This is a genomic window from Mesorhizobium sp. M0244, from assembly GCF_040321795.1.
Taxonomy (GTDB): Bacteria; Pseudomonadota; Alphaproteobacteria; order Rhizobiales; family Rhizobiaceae; genus Mesorhizobium.
The window spans coordinates 1-21,293 of record NZ_JAMYSE010000108.1; the positions used below are offsets into that span (position 1 = coordinate 1).

Sequence of the window (21,293 nt, forward strand, 5' to 3'; positions counted from 1 at the left end):
CAGCCCGACCATGATGACGGCCGCCGCCAGGTCGACCGCGTCACGGCGGTCGAGCGTATCTGTGGCGATGCCCCCCAGCCCTAATCCTCCGCGCTTGCGTCGTCGAAGCCGATCAGGTTCCAGCTCTGGCGCATATGTGGCGGCATCGGCGCGGTGACGTCGACAAAACCCTTGTCGGGATGCGGGATGACGATGCGACGCGCGTGCAGATGCAAGCGATTCTGCATGCCGCCGGGAAAATCCCAATTGGTGTCAGCCTCGAAATATTTGGGGTCACCGATGATCGGGCAGCCGATGTGGGCGGCATGGACACGGAGCTGGTGGGTGCGCCCGGTATAGGGCTCCATCTCCAGCCAGGTCATCGTCTGTGCAGCCTGCTCGATGATACGGTAGTAGGACACGGCGTGGTCGGCGCCCTTTTCGCCATGCTTGGCGATGCGCACACGATCGCCGTCGGGCGTCGGTTCCTTGATCAGCCAGGTCGAGATCTTGTCCTCGCGTTTCGGCGGCACCCCCTTGACCAGCGCCCAGTAGGTCTTCTTGGTCTCGCGCGCCCGGAACGCTTCGGCAAGCTTCATGGCGGCCAGCCTTGTACGGGCGACGACCAGCACACCCGATGTGTCGCGGTCGAGCCGGTGCACCAGGCGCGGTTTCTCGCCCTTCTGGTTGCGCCAGGCTTCCAGCATGTCGTCGACATTGCGGGTGACCCCCGAGCCGCCCTGCACTGCCAGACCGGCGGGCTTATTGAAGACGAAGACCTTCGGATCCTCATGGATCAGCATCTTGGCCAGGACATCGGCGTCGCCCTGGTTGCGTATCGAATGGCCGGTGAGCGGGCTTTCACCTTTCTTGTCCACTTCGAGCGGCGGCACACGCACCGTCTGGCCGGCTTCGACGCGGGTATCGGCCTTCACCCTGCCGCCGTCGACGCGGATCTGGCCGGAGCGCAGCAGCTTCTGCAGATGACCGAAGCCGAGGCCCGGAAAATGGGTCTTGAACCAGCGGTCGAGCCGCATGCCCGCCTCGCCGGCGTCCACTGTGATCTGTTCTACTCCTGCCATGATTCCAATCGCTGTTTCGGGATGCAGCGGCATTTGCCAGCACCCCGCAATTTCATACGCAATTACTCGTTGTCGGTTCCATATTGCAGAACCTGAACTTTCTCCAGCGTGATCAGGCCACTTGTCATGATTGTTTCAAGCACGGGCAGGAAAGCGGCGATCTTTTCCTCGCTATCGACGATCTCGATCACCAGTGGCAGATCCTCCGACAGACGGAGGATTTTCGTGGTGTGAAGCCGGCTGGAATGGCCGAATCCCATCGCGCCGCGCAGGACAGTCGCGCCGGCAATCTGCACTTCCCGCGCCTTGAGCACGATTGCCTCGTATAGCGGGCGGCCATCCGCCCTATCGTTCTCACCGATGAATATGCGCAGCAATTGTGCCTGCCTTGGTATCTTCATTGCCCGGATCCTCTCAATCGGTTGAGGCGCACTGCAAAGATGTGGCCAAGCCAGACGGCGACAAGCCACGCCACCACGGAGATCGCGATATTGAGCGCCGCCGCCGCCAGCCTTCCACCTTGCACCAGGGTGAAGGTTTCAAGGCTGAACGCGGAGAAAGTCGTCAGGCCTCCGCAAAAGCCGGCGATGAAGAACTGGCGCTGCAGCGGACTGGCAAAGACGCGGCCATTGGGCCCCGTCAATGTAGCGTAGAAGCCGATGAGGAATGAGCCGACTATGTTCACAAGGAGCGTGCCAACGGGGAATCCATTGCCCCACAGGGCGCTGCTCGCCAATGAGGCAAGCGCCCGCAGCACACCGCCGATCACGCTGCCAGCGGCGACGGTGGCATAGAACCGAACCGTTTCGCTCGTCTTGCGCCAGCCAATGCGGCGCGCAACGGACCCTGCCGCGGCGGCGTCCGTTCCGCCGGAGCGGAGCTTCCCCGGACTGCTCACGGCGCCCCGCTGCCGATCAGCAGACTTCCCGCGGCAAAGCCCAACGCCACGCCGCCGAGGCTCAGAAAAACCGAAAGCACCACATTGCCGCCCGCGCGAAGCCATTCGCCTTCACGCGCCAGTGCCAGCGTCTGCAAGCTGAACGAAGAAACCGTTGTATAACAGCCGAGGCAGCCGGTGACGGCGAAAGCCCAGACGGCGGGCATGGCGTCGCGCGCCACCGCATGCGCGATGACGCCGATCGCAAAGGCTCCCGAAATGTTGACGACCATCGTGCCCCAGGGAAAGGTCTCGCCGACCCGGCGGGCGATGAAGCCGGACAGGAAGAAGCGGGCCATTCCGCCGAGCGCGCCGCCGAGGCAGACAAGCAACAGGTGATACATCGCTCTCCCTCGGTCAGACTACGGTATCAGGCGCTTCCGGCCTTCTTCGGCTTGCTGGAGCCGATCATCTTCCAGTTCTTGTAGAACATGGAATTGATGCGCTCGACGCTGACCGAAACGATGGCGAGAAGTGTCGAGATCAGACCGGGAAACGGCGATGGACGAATGATGTCCATGAACACGCAGTAGCGGCGCCCGTTAAACTCATTGACCGAGCGATGAAGGAGCGTATCGTCGAAGATGAAGAGCGGGTTCTCGTGCCAGTAATTCTTGCTGTTGCCGCACTCGACGAACACTTCCGATTTCACCGGGATGAGGTTGTAGAGAATGCGCAGGCTGAGCCGGAGCGGGCCAAAGTGCCAGGAAGTCGATTCCCTGCCGCTGAACACAGAGACCGCAATCGTCTTGATGTATTTGAAATCCTTGTTGAATTCGGCGACGTTGTCTATTCTGTGCTTGCCATACCACTGATAGACATACATGCCGCGCCGGCCACTGCCGAAATTGGCGTCGATGTCGGCGATGATCTCGTCCTTGCGCGCCTTGAAGACGTCCAGGACCTCGTTGACCTCGCGCTGATAGTCCAGAGGAAACTGGTCCAATTTCCAGACACCGCGGTTTCTATAGCACAGCAGATCGACCAGCAGATTGAAGGGCGAAAGCAGCCAGGTGAAGATGCCGTTGCCCAGGAAATAACCACTGAACAGGGCCCAGTTCTTGTTGTCGTTGCGCAAGACGTCAATCAGGCCGAGGGCGATGAAAATCGTCGTCAGAATGGGAATGAAATAGAAGCCGAGCGCCAGCAGTGGGATCGCTATGGCGAACTTCCGAAGGGTCTTGCGAAATTTCTTTGTCATTTTTCCACGCGCCAGGCGCGATTCCGTTCTGAATATCGTCGGTACGTTTCTGGCCTGTCCGCCGGCCGAAGGCGCATCTTGATAGGGTTTTTTATCCCGCCAGACAACGGCGATCACACCAGTGTGCGACTGGCGGCTATTTTTCCCGCTCGCTGCGCAGCTTCGCCCAATAGTCCAGCCGCTTCCTGATATCGCGCTCGAAGCCGCGCTCGGGCGGGTCGTAGAATGTCTGCCGGCCCATCTTCTCCGGAAAATAATCCTGGCCGGAAAAAGCGTCGGGCTCGTCGTGGTCGTAGCGATAGCCGGCGCCGTAATCTTCCTGTTTCATCAGCTTGGTCGGCGCATTGAGAATATGCTTGGGCGGCAGCAGCGAGCCGAATTCCTTGGCCGCCTGTGTGGCGGCCTTGAAGGCGGTGTAGACGGCATTGGATTTCGGCGCGGTGGCGAGATAGACGGTTGCCTCGGCGAAGGCCAGCTCGCCCTCCGGCGAGCCCAGATAGTCGTAGGCGTCCTTGGCGGCGTTGGCCACGACGAGCGCCTGCGGGTCGGCCAACCCGATATCTTCCATCGCCATGCGCACCAGCCGGCGCCCTAGATAAAGCGGATCCTCGCCGGCATCGAACATGCGGGCGAGATAATAGAGTGCCGCGTCGGGGTCGGAGCCGCGCACCGATTTGTGCAAGGCGGAGATCAAATTGTAATGGCCGTCCTGGCCCTTGTCGTAAATCGGCGCGCGGCGCTGGACGATGCGCTGCAGGGCCTCGGCGCCGAACACTTCACCGGATTTGGCTGCACGCCAGACCTCTTCGGCCAGCGTCAACGCCGCGCGGCCGTCACCGTCGCTCATCCGCACGAGCATCGCCCGCGCCTCGTCATCGAGCGGCAGTGCCCTGCCCTCCGCCTCCTCGGCCCGCGCCAGCAGTTTGGCGATGCTCTCCTCGCCGAGCGAGTGAAACACCAGCACACGTGCACGCGACAAAAGCGCGGCGTTAAGTTCGAAGGACGGGTTCTCGGTGGTGGCGCCGACCAGCACGACGGTTCCGTCTTCCATCATCGGCAGAAAACTGTCCTGCTGGGCGCGGTTGAAACGATGGATCTCATCGACGAACAGCAGTGTCTGGCGGCCGTTGGAGCGACGCAGCTTCGCTGCCTCGAACACTTTCTTCAGGTCGGCGACGCCGGAAAACACGGCCGAGATCTGTTCGAAGGCGAGACTTGTCTCGCCGGCAAGCAGCCGTGCGACCGTGGTCTTGCCGGTGCCGGGCGGGCCCCAGAAGATCATCGAGCCGAGCGAGCCGGAGCCGATCAGCCGTGTCAGCGCGCCGTCGGGGCCGGTCAGATGCTCCTGGCCGACGACCTCGCCGAGGTTTTTTGGGCGCAGACGATCGGCCAGCGGCCTGCCGGGCGGCGTCTTTTCCGGTTCATCGACACTGAACAGATCGGCCATGCAACTTCTTCTGCCTGGAGCCCGATCATGCTGACGGTCGGGCTCAGTAACGCAACACCTGGCGCATTATCTGCCCGCCGCGCTCGACGGTAAAGCGCCACCAGCGCGTATCCTGCTGGGCTACCTGTTCCAGGGTTGCCGCCTTGTCGATCGTCAAGCCGTTGACCTCACGCACGATGTCGCCCGGCTGGAAGCCGAAATCGGCAGCGGGCGAATCGCGGTTGATGTCGACCATGGTGACGCCTTTGACATCGGTGCGCAGACCGAGCCGCTGGGCAAGCCGTGGCGACAGTTCGGCAACCTTGGCACCTGAAAACGGGCTTCGACCGCTCAATGTGAGTTCCGCAGCTTTGGCGCCCTCAGGCGGTCGTTCCAGCGCGATGTCCATCGTCGCCTGCTGACCCTTGCTCAGAACGCCGAAGCTGGCACTAGTGCCGATCGACAGCGTCGCCATCCGGTAGTCCAGCGCTCCGACGCTCTCGACCGGCTTGCCGTTGAGCGACAGCACCACGTCACCAGGCTTGAGCCCTGCCTTGGCCGCGGGTCCCGCCTCTTCGACCGAAGAAACCAGCGAGCCGGTCGGCTTGGCCATGCCGAGCGATTCGGCAATCTGCGGCGTCACCGCCTCGAACTCGGCACCGACATACGGCCGCTCGAAAAAGTCGAGCCCGGCTTTGGCCGCATCGGCGAAAGCCCGAACCATGTTCGAAGGGATGGCAAAGCCGATGCCGATCGAGCCGCCGCTACGGCTATAGATCGCGGTGTTGATGCCGATCAGCTGCCCTCCCATGTTGACCAGCGCGCCACCGGAATTGCCGGGGTTGATGGCGGCGTCGGTCTGGATGAAGAAGCTGGAATCGGAGACGCCGATATGGCTGCGCGCCACCGCCGAAATGATGCCGCTGGTGGTGGTCTGGCCGACACCGAACGGATTGCCGATCGCCAGCACGAGATCACCGACCTCGAGCGCGTCGGAATCGCCGATGGCGATCACAGGAAACGGCTTGTCGGAAGAAATCTTGAGCACGGCGAGATCGAGCGTCTCATCCTTGAGCAGCACCTTGCTGTCGAATTCGCGCCCGTCGGCGGTCGCGACCTTGACCTGGTCGGCGTCTTTGACGACGTGGAAATTGGTGACCACCACGCCGGTCGGATCAACCAGCACGCCGGAACCGAGCGAGGACTGCGCGCGCGGCTGCGAGCGGCCGAAGAACTCCTCGAAGAACGGATCGCCGTCGAAGGGCGACATCACCTTGGCGGTCTGCGAGGCGTAGACATTGACCACGGCCGGCGCCGTCTGCTTGACCAGCGGCGCGAAGGACAGCTGCACCTCCTCGCGGCCGAACGGTACGCGCTTGTCTGGGCCGGAGGTGGCGTTTTCGCCTTCCACGCCATGCAGCAGATCGGTCAGCACGTCGGACAGACCGGGATCGGTCTTGGTTTCCTCCGCCAGCGCGTGCCTGGCCGCCGGCACGACCGTCAGCGCCATCAAGGCGCAGATCAGAACAAGGGACAGCGGTTTAACACGCATTCCGAATCCTCCAAGTCGGGCGCCATTGTCCTGACGATTGTGCAAAATGAAAGGCTAAGCCGCTGAAATCCGATTATTTTGGGTAGTCGCCGCAAAAACCGGTCACAAAACACCTACAAGCCCTGCCCGGCAGCTTCCGCAACAGAAAAAGGGGCCCGCTGGCCCCTTTGAACTTCTCAGGAAAACCCGAGCCTTATGCGGCTGCGGCTTCCTCCTCGGTGCCTTCGGCCTCGATGCGGGCACGATCGCCGGCGCCTTTGGCTGAGGTGTCGCGGTCGACGAACTCGATGACCGCCATTGCCGCGTTGTCACCGTGGCGGAAGCCCGCCTTCATGATGCGCAGATAGCCGCCATTGCGGGTGGCATAACGCGGCGCGATTCTGTCGAACAGACGCTTGACGACGCCTTCATTGCCGATCTGGGCAATCACCTGGCGGCGGGCATGCAGATCGCCGCGCTTGCCGAGCGTCACCAGCTTCTCGACGATCGGACGCAAATCCTTCGCCTTCGGTAGCGTGGTGAGTATCTGCTCGTGCTCGATGAGCGACACGGCAAGGTTGGCAAACATCGACTTGCGATGGCTTATGCTGCGGGCGAACCGGCGGCCTTTAAATCCGTGGCGCATGGCTCTTCTCCTTCATTGCGGGTTCAAGAGGCCTGAGCCTCAGTTGGTTAGCCGCATGATCTGGTCCGAAAAGTCTGCAACTTTTCGGGATCATGCTCAATATTGATCTTCATAACGCTTGGCGAGGTCTTCGATGTTTTCCGGCGGCCAGTCCGGCACTTCCATGCCGAGATGCAGGCCCATCGCCGCCAGGACTTCCTTGATCTCGTTCAGCGACTTGCGGCCGAAGTTCGGGGTGCGCAGCATCTCGGCTTCGGTCTTCTGGATCAGGTCGCCGATATAGACGATGTTGTCGTTCTTCAGGCAGTTGGCAGAACGCACCGAAAGCTCGAGCTCGTCGACCTTCTTGAGCAGGGCCGGGTTGAAGGCAAGCTCGGTAACCTGTTCGGCGGCGACTTCCTTCTGCGGCTCGTCGAAATTGACGAACAGGCCGAGCTGGTCCTGCAGGATGCGAGCGGCGAAGGCCACCGCGTCCTCACCCGAGATCGAACCGTCGGTCTCGATGGTCATGGTCAGCTTGTCATAGTCGAGAACCTGGCCCTCGCGGGTGTTCTCGACCTTGTAGGAGACCTTCTTGACCGGCGAATACAGGCTGTCGACCGGGATCAGCCCGATCGGCGCGTCTTCGGCGCGATTGCGGTCGGCCGGCACGTAGCCCTTGCCGGTATCGACAGTGAACTCCATGCGGATTTCAGCGCCCTCGTCCAGCGTGCAGATGACGTGGTCTGGATTGAGGATCTCGACGTCGCCGACCGTCTGGATGTCGCCGGCGAGAACGGCGCCTGGTCCCTGCTTGCGCACGACCATGCGCTTGGGGCCATCGCCTTCCATGCGGATGGCGATTTCCTTGATGTTCAAGACGATGTCGGTCACGTCCTCGCGCACGCCGGCAATGGACGAGAATTCATGCAGAACGCCGTCGATCTGTACGGCGGTCACAGCCGCGCCACGCAGCGAAGAAAGAAGCACGCGGCGCAGCGCGTTGCCGAGGGTGAGGCCGAAGCCGCGCTCAAGCGGCTCGGCGACCAGCGTGGTCAGCGTCTTCTTCTTCGACGAGAACTCGATCTTGTTCGGCTTGATCAGTTCCTGCCAATTTTTCTGGATCATAGTGCTTTTCCTTCCGTTGTCCCGCCACCATCCAATCGTGGCGGGCGACCTGGAATGCCGTGGAGGAGCGCCCTTGAGGCGCTCGCGCGGCGTTCGGTAAATTCTAAAGCGCGGCGCGCTTTAGGTTTTTGTTTTTATGCATGTCGTTGCCCCAAAACCGCTATACACTTTTGGGCGACATGCATTAGACGCGGCGCTTCTTGCGCGGGCGGCAGCCATTGTGCGGGATCGGCGTCACATCACGGATCGAGGTGATGGTGAAGCCGGCTGCCTGCAGCGCGCGCAGCGCCGATTCACGACCGGAGCCAGGTCCACAGACCTCGACCTCGAGCATGCGCATGCCGTGTTCCTGAGCCTTCTTGGCAACATCTTCGGCGGCCATCTGGGCAGCGAAAGGGGTCGACTTGCGCGATCCCTTGAAGCCCTGGGCTCCGGCCGACGACCAGGCAATCGAATTGCCCTGCGCGTCGGTGATGGTGATCATCGTGTTGTTGAAGGTCGAATTGACGTGGGCAACGCCCGACGAGATGTTCTTGCGTTCGCGACGGCGAACACGAGCGGCTTCCTTGGCCATGATAGTCCTTTCAGTTGATCTCTACACCGCCGTAATGCCAGCGGCTCCACCTGGTGAATGGTGAATGGTAAAATGGTGAATGGCCACAACGTCGGCTCTTGGCCTTCGTCACCATTCACTATTCACCATTGACCATTCACAAATTACTTCTTCTTTCCGGCAATCGACTTGGCCGGGCCCTTGCGGGTGCGCGCATTGGTATGCGTGCGCTGACCACGAACCGGCAGCGAGCGGCGGTGACGCAGGCCGCGGTAGCAGCCGAGGTCCATGAGCCGCTTGATGTTCATCGACACTTCGCGGCGCAGGTCGCCCTCGACCTGGTAGTCGCGGTCGATGGTTTCGCGGATCTGCAGCACTTCCGCATCGGTCAACTGGTTGACGCGACGCTCGGCCGGGATGCCGACCTTGTCGACGATCTCCTGGGCGAACTTCTTGCCAATGCCGTGAATGTATTGAAGCGCAATGACGACGCGCTTGTTGGTAGGAATGTTAACGCCGGCTATACGAGCCATGTTCTTCTCTTCTCCATATAGGCCGGACGAGCCGGCGCTTCAAGTTGCCCCGCGTCCGGTGGAGGCCGGCCCTTGCGGGAGTTTCCAGTTCAAAGCGGCCTGCCTTGCCCTTGCGGACAAGCAAGCCTCATGCCTGATAGGAAGACGGGCCGCCATACCCCAGCGGACCGCTCCAGTCAAGCGCAATCGTTCGATTCTCTAGCCGGCCGCCTGGCCAACCTGCCGGGTCGTCGCCCTGAGCACCGCCTCGATCTGCTGCGTCACCGCATCGATACCGGCCATGCCATCGACGCCCCTGAGTTTGCCCTTGGCGTAGTAGTAGCCGATCAGCGGCGAGGTTTTCTTGTAATATTCCCTCAAGCGTTCTTCGAACACCGCTGGACTGTCGTCCTTGCGTACCGGCAGGCCTGCGGCCTTGGCGTCTTCGGCGCGCTTGACGATTCGGCCAACCAGCGCCTTGTCGTCGACGACAAATTCGATGACCGCGTCGAGCTCCAGTCCGCGATCCGACAGCATTTCCTCAACGGCGTCCGCTTGCACCAGGGTTCGCGGATACCCGTCAAGGATGAAGCCGTTTGCGCAATCAGCTTGATCGATACGTTCTGCCACGATGGCGTTGACGATAGCGTCGGACACCAGTTCGCCAGCGTCCATCACCGCCTTGGCGCGCTTGCCGACTTCGGTGCCGGCCTGAACAGCAGCACGCAGCATGTCCCCCGTGGAAAGCTGTGGGATGCCGTGTCTTTCTACCAGTCTCAGTGCTTGTGTCCCCTTGCCCGCCCCCGGCGGTCCAAGCAATATCAACCTCATCTGGCCTTCTTCCCCCCGCGCAGCTTCGACTTCTTGATCAGGCCCTCATACTGGTGCGCGATCAGGTGACCCTGAATCTGGGCCACCGTATCGAGCGTTACACTGACCACGATCAGGAGCGAAGTGCCACCAAGGTAGAACGGTACGCCAGTCGCTGAAATCAGGAACTCGGGCAGCAGACACACCAGCACCAGATAGATGGCGCCGACGACGGTGATGCGGGTGAGCACATAGTCAATATAATCTGCAGTGCGCTCGCCCGGACGATAGCCCGGGATGAAGCCCGAATGCTTCTTCAACTGGTCGGCGGTGTCCTTCGGATTGAAGACGATCGCCGTATAGAAGAACGCGAAGAACACGATCATTGCCGCATAGAAGGCCATGTAGAGCGGCTGGCCGTGGCCGAGCGCCGCCAGGATGGTGCTGGCCCAGGCAGGCATATTGGTCGTCTGCGAGAAGCCGGCAACCGTTGCCGGAAGCAGCAGCAGCGACGAGGCGAAGATCGGCGGAATGACGCCGGAGGTGTTGAGTTTCAGCGGCAGATGCGAGGTATCGCCCTGGAACATGCGGTTGCCGACCTGGCGCTTGGGATACTGGATCAGCAGGCGGCGCTGGGCGCGCTCGAAGAAGACGATCAGCGCGATGACGACGATGGCGAGCACGATGATCGCCAGTATCAGGCCGGTCGACAGCGCGCCGGTGCGGCCAAGCTCCAGCGTGCCGGAGATGGCGCGCGGCAGGCCGGCGACAATGCCGGAGAAGATGATCAGCGAAATGCCGTTGCCGATGCCGCGAGCGGTGATCTGCTCGCCGAGCCACATCAGGAACATGGTGCCGCCGACCAGCGTGACGACGGTGGAAATGCGGAAGAACATGCCGGGATCGTTGACGATGCCGTTGCCGCCCTCAAGCCCGACCGAAATGCCATAGGCCTGGACCAGCGCCAGAAGCACGGTGCCGTAACGCGTGTACTGGTTGATGATCTTGCGGCCCTGCTCGCCTTCCTTCTTCAACGCTTCCAGCGATGGAATGACCGAGGTCATCAGCTGCATGATGATGGAAGCGGAGATATAGGGCATGATGCCGAGGGCAAAGATCGCCATGCGCTGCACAGCGCCGCCGGCAAACATGTTGAACATGCCGAGCACGCCCTTGCTCTGCGACGAGAAGGCCTGGGCGAAAGCGTCGGGATTGATGCCGGGCAGCGGGATATAGGTGCCAAGGCGGTAAACGAGCAGCGCGCCGATGGTGAACCAGATGCGCTTCTTCAGATCCTCGGCCTTGGCGAAGGCCGAAAAATTCAGATTCGAGGCTAGTTGTTCAGCAGCCGAAGCCATGCCTGATTCTCCGCTTGGTCACGCTCGATGCCCGCAGCTCAGGCGGCGCGTGTCACCGAAGCTCACGAGATAAGCTCCGGACTGCAAACATGCAAGCGGCCGCGGTGCCGCGGCCCCCCCCTCTGTCGGATCAAAACACCACCGCCGGCAAAACCGCATTCCACCTTTGCCGACCGTGCTTCAAATTGCCGTTACTCGGCGGCTGCCTTCTCAGGCAGCTTCACCGAACCGCCGGCCTTTTCGATCTTCTCGACCGCGGCCTTGGAAGCACCGGCAACGTCGAAGGCAAGCTTGGCCTTGATGTCGCCGTCCGAGAGGATGCGCACGCCGTCCTTGACGCGACGGATGACGCCGGCCGCAACCAGCGCCTCGGCCGTCACAACTGTCTTAGCGTCGAGCTTCTTGGCATCGAGCGCGGCCTGGATGCGGGCCAGCGACACGACGGTGAAGCTCTTGGCGAAGATATTGTTGAAGCCGCGCTTCGGCAGGCGGCGGTAGAGCGGCATCTGGCCACCCTCGAAGCCGTTGACGGCGACGCCGGAGCGCGCCTTCTGGCCCTTGACGCCGCGACCGGCGGTCTTGCCCGAACCGGAACCGATGCCACGGCCAAGACGCTTCTTGGAATGCGTCGCGCCGTCCTTGTCACGCAGATCGTTGAGTTTCATCTGGGTTCTCCTGCGCTCTGGTTCAGCCCTCGTCCACGACGCGGACGAGATGCTGGACGGCAGCGATCATGCCGCGCACGGAGGGCGTATCCTCCAGCGTGCGCTGCTTGTGCATCTTGTCGAGGCCGAGGCCGACCAGCGTCGCGCGCTGCTCCTTCGGCCGGCGGATCGGCGAACCGATCTGCTCGACGGTGATGGTCTTGGTTGCTTTCTTGGCCATGGTCAGATCCCTGGTCAGCGTCGACTATTCTTCAGCCGCAACGGCGGTGCCGCGGCGGGCCTGAAGGGTCGAATACTTGATACCGCGCGCAGCAGCCACATCCTTCGGATGCATCTGGCTCTTCAGCGCGTCGAAAGTGGCGCGAACCATGTTGTAGGGGTTCGACGAACCCATCGACTTGGCGACCACGTCATGCATGCCGAGCGTCTCGAAGACGGCGCGCATCGGGCCGCCGGCGATGATGCCGGTACCTTGCTTGGCGGCGCGCAGCAGAACGCGTCCCGCGCCCCAGCGTCCCTCGACGTCATGGTGCAGCGTGCGGCCCGAGCGCAGCGGCACGAAGATCATGTCGCGCTTGGCCGATTCGGTCGCCTTGCGGATCGCTTCCGGCACTTCGCGCGCCTTGCCATGACCGAAGCCGACGCGGCCCTTCTGGTCGCCGACGACGACGAGTGCTGCAAAGCCGAAGCGCCGGCCGCCCTTGACGACCTTGGCGACACGGTTGATGTGGACGAGCTTGTCGACCATCCCGTCGTCGCGCTCTTCGCGATCACGGCCGCGGCCGCCATCCCTACGTTCCTGTGCCATATCCTGTTCCTTGTTTTTTTCCGGAAGCACGGTTGATGATGAGATCCGGCGCCTCTGTGGGTCGCCGGGGGCGAAAACTATTTTTCCTTCGCATGATCTTATCCGAAAAGTCTGCAACTTTTTGCTGCCCTGACCTTCGGTTCGGGATCATGCTTTAGAAGCTCAGACCACCTTCACGGGCAGCCTCGGCCAGCGCCTTGACGCGGCCGTGATAGATGTAGGCGCCACGGTCGAAGACGACTTCCTTGACGCCGGCCTTCGAGGCGCGCTCGGCGATCAGCTTGCCGATCGCAGCTGCGGCCGCGGTGTCGGCGCCGGTCTTGAGCGAACCCTTGAGCTCCTTCTCGAGCGTCGAAGCAGCGGCGATGGTGTGGCCCTTGGCGTCATCGATCACCTGGACGTAGATGTTCTTCGACGTGCGGTGGACCGACAAGCGCGGACGATCGCCGGCGACCTTCTTGATTTGGCGGCGGACGCGCTGAGCGCGGCGTTGGGTGGATTCTTTCGAGCCCATGATATCAGTTCCTTGCCTTCAAAAAACGGGGGCCGCCATATGCGGTAGGCGAAGCGCCTCCCGCGACCGCTCCCCGCGGCGTTAAAATTACTTCTTCTTGCCTTCCTTGCGGACGATCTTCTCGCCAGCATAGCGGACACCCTTGCCCTTGTAGGGCTCGGGGCTGCGATACTCGCGGATCTCGGCGGCAACCTGTCCGACCTGCTGCTTGTCGATGCCGGTCACAGTGATTTCCGTCGGCTTCGGCACCGAAATCGTCACGCCCTGCGGCGTTTCGTAGACGACGTCATGGCTGAAGCCGAGCGCCAGCTGCAGGTTCTTGCCCTGCATGGCGGCACGATAGCCGACGCCGGTGATCTCGAGTTTCTTTTCGAAGCCGTCCTTGACGCCCTGCAGGATATTGACGATCTGCGTGCGCGACATGCCCCATTTGGAGCGGGCGGTCTTGGTCTGGTCGCGCGGCTGGACAGCGATCTCGCTGCCTTCCATTTTGACCAGCACTTCGTCGTTCACCACGAACTTCAGCTCGCCCTTGGGGCCCTTCGCCGTCACGGTCTGGCCGTTGACGGTCGCGGTCACGCCCTGCGGCAGCGAAACGGGTTTCTTTCCAATACGAGACATTTTGTTGTCCTCGTCACTTCTCTTGTTTCAGGTCTCGGTTTTCGGGACTTGATCCCGAAAACCGGATTCCAACTGGGGTCACACGTCAGATCAGAAGATCTGGCAGAGGATTTCCCCGCCGACATTCTGTTCGCGCGCTTCGTGGTCGGCCATCACGCCCTTCGGCGTCGAAAGGATGGCGATGCCGAGGCCGTTGGCGACGTGCGGGATCGACTTGGCCGAAACGTAGACGCGGCGGCCCGGCTTCGAGACACGGGCGATTTCGCGCACCACCGGCGCACCGTCGAAATACTTCAGCTCGATCTCGATTTCGGACTTGCCGTTGTCGAAGTCGGTCTGGCTGTAATCGCGGATATAGCCTTCAGCCTTCAGCACGTCGAGGACGCGGGTACGCAGGCGCGAGGCCGGCGTCGAAACGCTCGACTTCTTGCGGCCATACGCGTTGCGGATGCGGGTCAGCATATCGCCGAGAGGATCGCTCAATGACATGTTATGTCCTCCTTACCAGCTCGACTTGACCAGGCCCGGGATCTGGCCGTTATTGCCGAGATCACGAAGCGCGATGCGCGATACTTTGAGCTTGCGATAATAGGCACGCGGACGTCCGGTGACTTCGCAGCGGTTGCGGATGCGGGTCTTGGCCGAGTTGCGCGGCATCGCCGAAAGTTTCAGCTGGGCGCGGAAGCGCTCTTCCATCGGCTTGGACTGATCCATGATGATCGCCTTGAGCACCTTGCGCTTGGCAGCGAACTGGTCCGCAAGCTTGCGACGCCTGTTGTTTTTCTCGACTGAGCTGGTCTTTGCCATTTCAGATTTTTCCTTTTCTCGCTGCCGTTACTGGCGGAAGGGGAAGTTGAAGGCCTTGAGCAATGCCCTGGCTTCGTCGTCCGTCTTCGCAGTCGTACAAACGATGACGTCCATGCCCCAGATCTGATCAACCTTGTCGTAGTTGATCTCCGGAAACACGATGTGTTCCTTGATGCCCATGGCATAGTTGCCACGGCCATCAAAGCTCTTCGGGTTGAGCCCGCGGAAGTCGCGGACGCGCGGCAGTGCGATGTTCACGAGACGATCGAGGAACTCGTACATGCGTTCCTTGCGCAGCGTGACCTTGGCGCCGATCGGCATCTTTTCGCGGACTTTGAAGCCGGCGATCGAGTTGCGGGCGCGGGTGACGACGGCCTTCTGGCCGGCGATCATCGCAAGGTCTTCCGCCGCGATCGAAGGCTTCTTCGAATCGCCGGTCGCCTCGCCGACGCCCATGTTCAGCACGATCTTGTCGATGCGCGGAACCTGCATCTCGTTCTCGTAGCCGAACTGCTCCTGCAGCGCCTTGCGAATGGTCTCGTTGTAGACCTGCTTGAGGCGCGGCGTGTTCTGGGCAGTTGCCTGCTTGGTTTGAGCCTTAGCCATTGATGACTTCTCCCGAGCGCTTGGCGACGCGCACCTTCTTGCCGTCCTTCTGGAAGATGAAGCCGACGCGGGTCGGCTTGCCATCCTTGGGGTCGGCCAGCGCGATGTTCGACAGCTGGATCGGCGCTTCCTTGGTGATGATCCCGCCCTCTTGGGACTGGGACTGCTTCTGGTGACGACGGATCAGGTTGACGCCGCGCACCAGCGCGGTGTCGTCCTTCGGCTGTACCGAGAGGACTTCGCCCGAACGGCCCTTGTCCTTGCCGGCCAGCACGACGACCTTGTCGCCTTTTCTAATCTTTTGCATTGGTCCAGCTCCTTACAGCACTTCAGGCGCGAGCGAGATGATCTTCATGTGGTTCTTGGCGCGGAGTTCGCGCGGAACCGGTCCGAAGATACGCGTGCCGATCGGCTCTTTCTTGTTGTCGACGAGAACGGCTGCGTTCTTGTCGAAACGGATCACGCTGCCGTCCGGGCGGCGGATGTCCTTGGCCGTGCGAACCACGACCGCCTTCATCACATCGCCCTTCTTGACGCGGCCGCGCGGGATGGCTTCCTTGATCGACACCACGATGATGTCGCCCACGGAAGCGTATTTCCGCTTCGAGCCGCCCAGCACCTTGATGCACATGACACGACGGGCGCCGGAATTATCCGCGACGTCGAGGTTTGTTTGCATCTGAATCATGACTGGCCGCCTTCTTCTTTTCTAACGGGATGGGTTTCTCACCCTTCCCCGGTCTGTCCAAAATTCGTTTTCGTTCGCCCTGATCAGGCCTGGTCCGAAGACACCACGACCCAGCGCTTGTCCTTGGAAATCGGCTTCGATTCCTGGATGAACACCTGATCGCCGACCTTGTGGGCGTTGTTCTCGTCGTGCGCCTTGTACTTCTTGGTCATGCGCACGGTCTTCTTCATCACGGGATGCGTGAAGCGCCGTTCGACCTTGACGACAACCGTCTTCTCGTTCTTGTCGCTGACGACGGTGCCCTGCAGAATGCGCTTTGGCATGGTTTTCGTCCTTAAGCCTTCTTAGCCGCGGACTTTTCCGCAGCGATGGTCTTGATACGCGCAATGTCCTTGCGGACCTGCCTCACGCGCGCGGTCTTCTCGAGCTGGCCGGTGGCCTTCTGGAAGCGCAGGTTGAACTGCTCCTTCTTCAGGCTGGCCAGATCGTCGGTCAGCTGGTCCTGGGTCTTGGTCCGGATGTCTTCGGCTTTCATGATCAGCCCGTCCTTATTCTGCGATGCGCTGTACGAAGCGCGTCCTGACCGAGAGCTTGGCCGCGCCGAGACGCAGCGCCTCACGGGCGGTTTCCTCGTTGACACCGTCGATCTCGAACATGATGCGACCCGGCTTGACGCGCGCCGCCCAGTAATCGACCGCGCCCTTGCCCTTGCCCATGCGGACTTCGGTCGGCTTCGACGTCACCGGCACGTCCGGGAAGATACGGATCCAGACGCGGCCGGCGCGCTTCATCTCGCGGGTGATCGCGCGGCGGGCCGCCTCAATCTCGCGTGCGGTGACGCGGTTCGGCTCAAGCGCCTTCAGCCCGAAACCACCGAAATCCAGGTTGGTGCCGCCCTTGGCGGTACCGTGGATGCGGCCCTTGAACTGCTTGCGGAATTTTGTGCGCTTTGGCTGCAGCATCGTTCTAACTCCAAATTCCTAACTGTCTTACGCGTTTTCGCGACGGCGACCGCGTTCGCGCTCACCACCACCGCCATGCGCATGATCGCCCTCGGTGGCGCGGCGCTCCGAAGCCATCGGGTCGTGTTCGAGGATCTCGCCCTTGAACACCCAGACCTTGACGCCGCAGATGCCGTACGCCGTATGCGCCTCGGCCGTGCCGTAGTCGACGTCGGCGCGTAGCGTATGCAGCGGCACGCGGCCTTCGCGGTACCATTCCATGCGCGCGATCTCGGCGCCGCCGAGACGGCCGGCGCAGTTGATGCGGATGCCTTCGGCACCGAGGCGCATCGCCGACTGGACGGCGCGCTTCATGGCGCGGCGGAACGCGATGCGGCGCTCGAGCTGCTGGGCGATCGACTGGGCGACCAGGGTCGCGTCGATCTCCGGCTTGCGCACTTCGACGATGTTCAGATGCGTCTCGGACTTCGTCATCTCCATCAGCTTCTTGCGAAGCTTCTCGATGTCGGCGCCCTTCTTGCCGATGATCAGGCCCGGACGCGCCGCATGGATGGTGACGCGGCACTTCTTGTGCGGACGCTCGATCACGACCTTCGAGATCGCAGCCTGCTTGAGTTCCTTCTCAAGATATTTGCGGATCTTGATGTCCTCGTGCAGCAGCTTGCCGTACTCGCCGGTGTTCGCGAACCAGCGCGAATCCCAGGTACGGTTGATGCCGAGACGCAGACCGATCGGATTGACTTTCTGGCCCATTATGCGGCCTCCCCTTTTTCTTCGACTTCACGAACAACGATCGTGAGGTGCGAGAACGGCTTCTCGATACGGCTGGCGCGACCACGGCCACGGGCATGGAACCGCTTCATGACGATCGACTTGCCGACATAGGCTTCCGCCACGATCAGCGCATCGACATCGAGGTCGTGGTTGTTTTCCGCGTTGGCGATCGCCGATTCCAGCGTCTTCTTGACCGTGCCGGAAATCCGCTTGGCCGAGAATTCGAGGTCGGAAAGCGCTGTCGCGACCTTCTTGCCGCGGATCAGCGCGGCAACCAGGTTCAGCTTCTGCGGGCTGATACGGATCGTGCGCAACACGGCGCGCGCTTCGTTGTCAGCAAGCCTGCGCGGAGCTTTGGCCTTGCCCATGATTATTTCCTCTTCGCCTTCTTATCCGCGCCGTGACCGTAATAGGTCCGGGTCGGAGCGAATTCACCGAACTTGTGACCGACCATGTCCTCGTTCACCGAGACGGGAACGTGCTTTTGGCCGTTGTAGACACCGAAGGTGAAGCCGACGAACTGCGGCAGGATGGTGGAGCGGCGGCTCCACATCTTGATCACCTCATTGCGACCACCTTCACGAACCTTGTCCACCTTCTTCAGAAGGTAGCCGTCGATGAAGGGGCCTTTCCAAATCGAACGAGTCACTTGGCGTTACCTCTTCTTAGCTCTTGCGCTGATGGCGCGAGCGCAGGATGAACTTGTCGGTCGCCTTGTTGGACCGCGTCTTCTTGCCCTTGGTCGGCTTGCCCCAGGGCGAAACCGGATGGCGGCCACCCGAGGTGCGGCCTTCGCCGCCGCCATGCGGATGGTCGACCGGGTTCATGGTCACACCGCGATTGTGCGGACGTTTGCCACGCCACACGGTGCGGCCAGCCTTGCCGTCATTGATGTTGCCGTGGTCCGGGTTGGACACGGCACCGACGGTGGCCATGCAAGAGCCGTGAACGACACGCTGCTCACCCGAGTTGAGGCGCAGGATCGCCATGCCCTGGTCGCGGCCGACAAGCTGGCCATAGCCACCGGCCGAACGAGCGACCTGAGCGCCCTTGCCGGGCTTCAGCTCGATATTGTGGACGATCGTGCCGACCGGCATCGAAGCCAGCGGCATCGCGTTACCCGGCTTCACGTCGACCGATTCGCCGGCCACGATCTTGTCGCCGGGAGCCAGACGCTGCGGGGCGATGATGTAGGACAACTCGCCATCGTCATACTTGATCAGCGCGATGAAGGCGGTGCGGTTCGGATCGTATTCGATACGCTCGACCGTGCCGACGACGTCGAACTTGCGGCGCTTGAAGTCGATGATGCGGTACGTGCGCTTGTGACCACCACCGATGAAGCGGGCCGTGATACGGCCGTAATTGTTGCGGCCGCCCGATTTGGTCAGGCCTTCGGTCAGGCCCTTGACGGGCTTGCCCTTATAGAGGCCCGAACGGTCGACGATGACCAGCTGGCGGGTGCTCGGAGTTACCGGGTTGAATTTTTTCAGTGCCATTGTTCTGTCCTCGCGACCTTGCTCAGAGACCCGTCGCGACGTCGATCGACTGGCCTTCGGCCAGCGTCACAATCGCCTTCTTGACGTCGCTCTGGCGGCCGATCGTGCCGCGGAAGCGCTTGATCTTGCCCTTGCGGACAAGCGTGTTCACGGCCGTCACTTTGACCCCGAACAGCGCTTCGACGGCGGCCTTGATTTCCGGCTTCGATGCCTTTTTGGCTACGTTGAAGACGACCTGGTTCTGCTCGGAAGCCATGGTCGACTTTTCGGTGATCGCCGGCGAGACGATCACGTCGTAATGACGAAGGTCGGTCATTTGAAGCGCTCCTCGAGAGCCTCGACGGCGGCCTTGGAAAGGACCAGCGTGCCGCGGCGCAGAATGTCGTAGACGTTGATGCCCTGAATGGGCAGCACGTCGATGTTCGGGATGTTGGTCGCCGCCAGCTTGAAATTCTTGTCAAGCTCGGCGCCGCCGATCACCAGGGCGTTGCTCAGGCCCAGCGTCGCAAAATTCGCGATCAGCGCCTTGGTCTTGGCCTCGGTCAGCTTCAGCTCGTCGATGATGATGATCGACGCGCTCTTGGCTTTGGCCGAGAGGGCATGCTTGAGGCCGAGCGCACGCACTTTCTTCGGCAGATCGTGCTCGTGGCTGCGCACGACCGGGCCGTGGGCCTTGCCACCGCCGCGGAACTGCGGAGCGCGAGCCGAATGGTGACGGGCGCGGCCCGTACCCTTCTGCTTGTACATCTTGGCGCCGGTGCGGGCGATTTCCGCGCGACCCTTGGCCTTGTGTGTGCCCTGCTGCTTCTTGGCAAGCTGCCAGCGCACGACGCGCTGCAGGATGTCCTCGCGCGGATCAAGGCCGAAAATCTCTTCGGAGAGCTTCAGCTTGCCGGCGTCCTTGCCGCCAAGCGTCGTAATCTTGAGATCCATTATTCCGCTCCCTCTGTGGCCGGGGCCTCGTTCGTGGCGGCACCATCGGTCGCAACGGCGCGGATCGCAGCGGGCTTCGGCGCATTGGCCGGTAGCGCCACCTTGGCCGCGTCGCGGACCAGGATCCATGCACCCTTCGAACCCGGGACCGCACCGCGGATCAGGATCAGGCCGCGATCGGCGTCGGTCGAGACGACCTCGACATTCTGTGTGGTGACGCGGGTGTCGCCCATGTGGCCGGCCATATGCTTGCCCTTGAACACCTTGCCCGGATCCTGGCGCTGGCCGGTCGAGCCGTGTGTACGGTGCGACACCGAGTTGCCGTGCGTCGCGCGGCCGCCACCCATGTGGTGCCGCTTGATGACGCCTTGGAAACCCTTGCCGATCGTGGTTCCCGTCACATCGACCTTCTGGCCGACGACGAAATGCTCGACGGTGATCTCGGCGCCGACATCGATCATGTTGTCGGCGGAGACGCGGAACTCGGCAACCTTGGCCTTGGGCTCGACGGAAGCGGTCGCGAAATGGCCGCGCATCGCCTTCGACGTGTTCTTCACCTTGGCAAGGCCAACGCCGAGCTGGACGGCGGTATAGCCGTTCTTCTCCTGCGTGCGCTGCGCCACGACCTGGCAGTTCTCCATCTGGAGAACAGTGACGGGAACATGTTCCCCGGCATCGTTGTAGATGCGGGTCATTCCCACCTTCTTTGCAATCACACCTGAACGCATCGGTTCAATTCCTTTAGAGTTCCCTGTCGGGGCTGTCGCCCCTCCACGCCTCTTGTTCCTTCAGAGTTCCGGGTCGCCCCGCTGACCTCTGGTTCCTTAGAGCTTGATCTCGACGTCGACACCGGCGGCCAGGTCGAGCTTCATCAAAGCGTCGACCGTCTGCGGGGTCGGGTCGACGATGTCGAGCAGACGCTTGTGCGTGCGCATCTCGAACTGCTCGCGGCTCTTCTTGTCGACGTGAGGCGACCGGTTGACCGTGAACTTTTCGATCCGCGTCGGCAGCGGAATGGGGCCGCGGACGTTGGCGCCGGTGCGCTTGGCGGTCGACACGATTTCCCGTGTCGAGGCGTCGAGCACCCGGTGATCAAACGCCTTCAGGCGGATGCGGATATTCTGTCCGTTCATGCGTCACTTCCTTGTTCTGGCGCGGCGCGGGCAGCGCCCGCGACAGATCGGTTTAAGTCCAAATTACTCTTTGATGGTGACGACGATGCCGGCACCGACGGTGCGGCCGCCTTCACGGATGGCGAAGCGCAGCTTCTCTTC

Annotated in this window: 35 protein-coding genes; all 35 read right to left on the reverse strand. The window is 61.8% G+C overall.

The annotated features are described in order from the left end of the window. Positions 1 to 80: 80 nt before the first annotated feature. On the reverse strand, positions 81 to 1,061 hold the full coding sequence (locus NKJ08_RS33770; RefSeq protein WP_352780345.1) for an RluA family pseudouridine synthase: 981 nt from the start codon (positions 1,059 to 1,061) through the stop codon (positions 81 to 83). A gap of 62 nt (positions 1,062 to 1,123) precedes the next feature. Further along, positions 1,124 to 1,462 (reverse strand): DUF190 domain-containing protein, encoded by a 339-nt coding sequence (locus NKJ08_RS33775; protein ID WP_352532300.1) that lies wholly within the window; start codon positions 1,460 to 1,462, stop codon positions 1,124 to 1,126. Then, on the reverse strand, positions 1,459 to 1,890 hold the full coding sequence (crcB, locus tag NKJ08_RS33780; RefSeq protein ID WP_352532312.1) for a fluoride efflux transporter CrcB: 432 nt from the start codon (positions 1,888 to 1,890) through the stop codon (positions 1,459 to 1,461). The genes NKJ08_RS33775 and crcB (NKJ08_RS33780) overlap by 4 nt, the downstream gene beginning before the upstream one ends. Before the next feature lie 65 nt (positions 1,891 to 1,955). Next, positions 1,956 to 2,342, reverse strand: a complete 387-nt coding sequence (gene crcB, locus NKJ08_RS33785) for a fluoride efflux transporter CrcB (RefSeq protein WP_352532302.1) — start codon at positions 2,340 to 2,342, stop codon at positions 1,956 to 1,958. A 26-nt stretch (positions 2,343 to 2,368) separates the two neighbouring features. Further along, positions 2,369 to 3,199, reverse strand: a complete 831-nt coding sequence (locus NKJ08_RS33790; protein ID WP_352532304.1) for an aspartyl/asparaginyl beta-hydroxylase domain-containing protein — start codon at positions 3,197 to 3,199, stop codon at positions 2,369 to 2,371. 136 nt (positions 3,200 to 3,335) lie between these two features. Beyond that, positions 3,336 to 4,646 (reverse strand): replication-associated recombination protein A, encoded by a 1,311-nt coding sequence (locus NKJ08_RS33795; protein ID WP_352785480.1) that lies wholly within the window; start codon positions 4,644 to 4,646, stop codon positions 3,336 to 3,338. A gap of 43 nt (positions 4,647 to 4,689) precedes the next feature. Continuing rightward, positions 4,690 to 6,177 (reverse strand): DegQ family serine endoprotease, encoded by a 1,488-nt coding sequence (locus NKJ08_RS33800; RefSeq protein WP_352785483.1) that lies wholly within the window; start codon positions 6,175 to 6,177, stop codon positions 4,690 to 4,692. 193 nt (positions 6,178 to 6,370) lie between these two features. After that, a complete protein-coding gene (gene rplQ / locus NKJ08_RS33805; protein ID WP_352785485.1) occupies positions 6,371 to 6,802 on the reverse strand; it encodes a 50S ribosomal protein L17 in 432 nt (143 codons plus the stop codon). Positions 6,803 to 6,898: 96 nt separating this feature from the next. Next, positions 6,899 to 7,909, reverse strand: a complete 1,011-nt coding sequence (locus NKJ08_RS33810) for a DNA-directed RNA polymerase subunit alpha (protein WP_023675128.1) — start codon at positions 7,907 to 7,909, stop codon at positions 6,899 to 6,901. A 184-nt stretch (positions 7,910 to 8,093) separates the two neighbouring features. Continuing rightward, positions 8,094 to 8,483: a 30S ribosomal protein S11 gene (rpsK, locus tag NKJ08_RS33815; protein WP_006205444.1), complete on the reverse strand. Its 390-nt coding sequence runs from the start codon at positions 8,481 to 8,483 to the stop codon at positions 8,094 to 8,096. A 143-nt stretch (positions 8,484 to 8,626) separates the two neighbouring features. Then, on the reverse strand, positions 8,627 to 8,995 hold the full coding sequence (rpsM, locus tag NKJ08_RS33820) for a 30S ribosomal protein S13 (RefSeq protein ID WP_006205445.1): 369 nt from the start codon (positions 8,993 to 8,995) through the stop codon (positions 8,627 to 8,629). Between the two features lie 198 nt (positions 8,996 to 9,193). After that, entirely contained in the window at positions 9,194 to 9,805 is a 612-nt protein-coding gene (locus NKJ08_RS33825) for an adenylate kinase (RefSeq protein WP_352532310.1), read from the reverse strand. Then, positions 9,802 to 11,142: a preprotein translocase subunit SecY gene (secY, locus tag NKJ08_RS33830; RefSeq protein WP_023717523.1), complete on the reverse strand. Its 1,341-nt coding sequence runs from the start codon at positions 11,140 to 11,142 to the stop codon at positions 9,802 to 9,804. The genes NKJ08_RS33825 and secY overlap by 4 nt, the downstream gene beginning before the upstream one ends. 191 nt (positions 11,143 to 11,333) lie before the next feature. After that, entirely contained in the window at positions 11,334 to 11,807 is a 474-nt protein-coding gene (gene rplO, locus NKJ08_RS33835; protein WP_023717522.1) for a 50S ribosomal protein L15, read from the reverse strand. 22 nt (positions 11,808 to 11,829) lie between these two features. Beyond that, complete coding sequence (rpmD, locus tag NKJ08_RS33840; RefSeq protein ID WP_352785488.1) at positions 11,830 to 12,027, reverse strand: 50S ribosomal protein L30; 198 nt, start codon at positions 12,025 to 12,027, stop codon at positions 11,830 to 11,832. Positions 12,028 to 12,051: 24 nt separating this feature from the next. Next, the gene (gene rpsE, locus NKJ08_RS33845; RefSeq protein ID WP_006333394.1) at positions 12,052 to 12,615 is read right to left on the reverse strand and encodes a 30S ribosomal protein S5; all 564 of its coding nucleotides are present in this window, start codon (positions 12,613 to 12,615) and stop codon (positions 12,052 to 12,054) included. A gap of 154 nt (positions 12,616 to 12,769) precedes the next feature. Then, a complete protein-coding gene (rplR, locus tag NKJ08_RS33850) occupies positions 12,770 to 13,129 on the reverse strand; it encodes a 50S ribosomal protein L18 (protein WP_023675132.1) in 360 nt (119 codons plus the stop codon). 87 nt (positions 13,130 to 13,216) lie between these two features. Next, positions 13,217 to 13,750 carry a 50S ribosomal protein L6 gene (gene rplF / locus NKJ08_RS33855; protein WP_023675133.1) on the reverse strand — a complete coding sequence of 178 codons (534 nt, stop codon included), beginning with the start codon at positions 13,748 to 13,750 and terminating at the stop codon, positions 13,217 to 13,219. Positions 13,751 to 13,840: 90 nt separating this feature from the next. Then, entirely contained in the window at positions 13,841 to 14,239 is a 399-nt protein-coding gene (rpsH, locus tag NKJ08_RS33860; protein ID WP_006205453.1) for a 30S ribosomal protein S8, read from the reverse strand. A gap of 12 nt (positions 14,240 to 14,251) precedes the next feature. Beyond that, the gene (rpsN, locus tag NKJ08_RS33865) at positions 14,252 to 14,557 is read right to left on the reverse strand and encodes a 30S ribosomal protein S14 (protein ID WP_352532394.1); all 306 of its coding nucleotides are present in this window, start codon (positions 14,555 to 14,557) and stop codon (positions 14,252 to 14,254) included. 27 nt (positions 14,558 to 14,584) lie between these two features. Next, entirely contained in the window at positions 14,585 to 15,163 is a 579-nt protein-coding gene (gene rplE, locus NKJ08_RS33870) for a 50S ribosomal protein L5 (protein WP_008875670.1), read from the reverse strand. Then, positions 15,156 to 15,470: a 50S ribosomal protein L24 gene (gene rplX, locus NKJ08_RS33875; RefSeq protein ID WP_254817150.1), complete on the reverse strand. Its 315-nt coding sequence runs from the start codon at positions 15,468 to 15,470 to the stop codon at positions 15,156 to 15,158. The genes rplE and rplX overlap by 8 nt, the downstream gene beginning before the upstream one ends. 12 nt (positions 15,471 to 15,482) lie before the next feature. Further along, positions 15,483 to 15,851, reverse strand: a complete 369-nt coding sequence (rplN, locus tag NKJ08_RS33880) for a 50S ribosomal protein L14 (protein WP_006205457.1) — start codon at positions 15,849 to 15,851, stop codon at positions 15,483 to 15,485. 83 nt (positions 15,852 to 15,934) lie between these two features. Next, positions 15,935 to 16,174, reverse strand: a complete 240-nt coding sequence (gene rpsQ, locus NKJ08_RS33885) for a 30S ribosomal protein S17 (protein ID WP_023675136.1) — start codon at positions 16,172 to 16,174, stop codon at positions 15,935 to 15,937. Positions 16,175 to 16,185: 11 nt separating this feature from the next. Continuing rightward, positions 16,186 to 16,386 (reverse strand): 50S ribosomal protein L29, encoded by a 201-nt coding sequence (gene rpmC, locus NKJ08_RS33890; protein WP_006205459.1) that lies wholly within the window; start codon positions 16,384 to 16,386, stop codon positions 16,186 to 16,188. 13 nt (positions 16,387 to 16,399) lie between these two features. Further along, the gene (gene rplP, locus NKJ08_RS33895; protein WP_006205460.1) at positions 16,400 to 16,813 is read right to left on the reverse strand and encodes a 50S ribosomal protein L16; all 414 of its coding nucleotides are present in this window, start codon (positions 16,811 to 16,813) and stop codon (positions 16,400 to 16,402) included. 27 nt (positions 16,814 to 16,840) lie between these two features. Next, entirely contained in the window at positions 16,841 to 17,566 is a 726-nt protein-coding gene (gene rpsC, locus NKJ08_RS33900) for a 30S ribosomal protein S3 (protein ID WP_095488567.1), read from the reverse strand. After that, positions 17,566 to 17,955: a 50S ribosomal protein L22 gene (rplV, locus tag NKJ08_RS33905; protein ID WP_006205462.1), complete on the reverse strand. Its 390-nt coding sequence runs from the start codon at positions 17,953 to 17,955 to the stop codon at positions 17,566 to 17,568. The genes rpsC and rplV overlap by 1 nt, the downstream gene beginning before the upstream one ends. Positions 17,956 to 17,957: 2 nt before the next feature. Beyond that, positions 17,958 to 18,236 (reverse strand): 30S ribosomal protein S19, encoded by a 279-nt coding sequence (rpsS, locus tag NKJ08_RS33910; protein WP_006205463.1) that lies wholly within the window; start codon positions 18,234 to 18,236, stop codon positions 17,958 to 17,960. A 16-nt stretch (positions 18,237 to 18,252) separates the two neighbouring features. Next, positions 18,253 to 19,086 (reverse strand): 50S ribosomal protein L2, encoded by an 834-nt coding sequence (gene rplB, locus NKJ08_RS33915; protein ID WP_023675138.1) that lies wholly within the window; start codon positions 19,084 to 19,086, stop codon positions 18,253 to 18,255. 22 nt (positions 19,087 to 19,108) lie between these two features. Continuing rightward, on the reverse strand, positions 19,109 to 19,402 hold the full coding sequence (locus NKJ08_RS33920; protein ID WP_027026959.1) for a 50S ribosomal protein L23: 294 nt from the start codon (positions 19,400 to 19,402) through the stop codon (positions 19,109 to 19,111). Continuing rightward, complete coding sequence (rplD, locus tag NKJ08_RS33925; RefSeq protein ID WP_023675140.1) at positions 19,399 to 20,019, reverse strand: 50S ribosomal protein L4; 621 nt, start codon at positions 20,017 to 20,019, stop codon at positions 19,399 to 19,401. Before rplD ends, NKJ08_RS33920 begins: the two co-directional genes overlap by 4 nt. After that, positions 20,019 to 20,747 carry a 50S ribosomal protein L3 gene (gene rplC / locus NKJ08_RS33930; RefSeq protein ID WP_023675141.1) on the reverse strand — a complete coding sequence of 243 codons (729 nt, stop codon included), beginning with the start codon at positions 20,745 to 20,747 and terminating at the stop codon, positions 20,019 to 20,021. The genes rplD and rplC overlap by 1 nt, the downstream gene beginning before the upstream one ends. A gap of 96 nt (positions 20,748 to 20,843) precedes the next feature. Then, the gene (gene rpsJ, locus NKJ08_RS33935; protein ID WP_006205468.1) at positions 20,844 to 21,152 is read right to left on the reverse strand and encodes a 30S ribosomal protein S10; all 309 of its coding nucleotides are present in this window, start codon (positions 21,150 to 21,152) and stop codon (positions 20,844 to 20,846) included. A gap of 63 nt (positions 21,153 to 21,215) precedes the next feature. Then, on the reverse strand, positions 21,216 to 21,293 hold a 78-nt coding region (locus NKJ08_RS33940), incomplete at its 5' end, for an EF-Tu C-terminal domain-related protein (protein ID WP_023796029.1).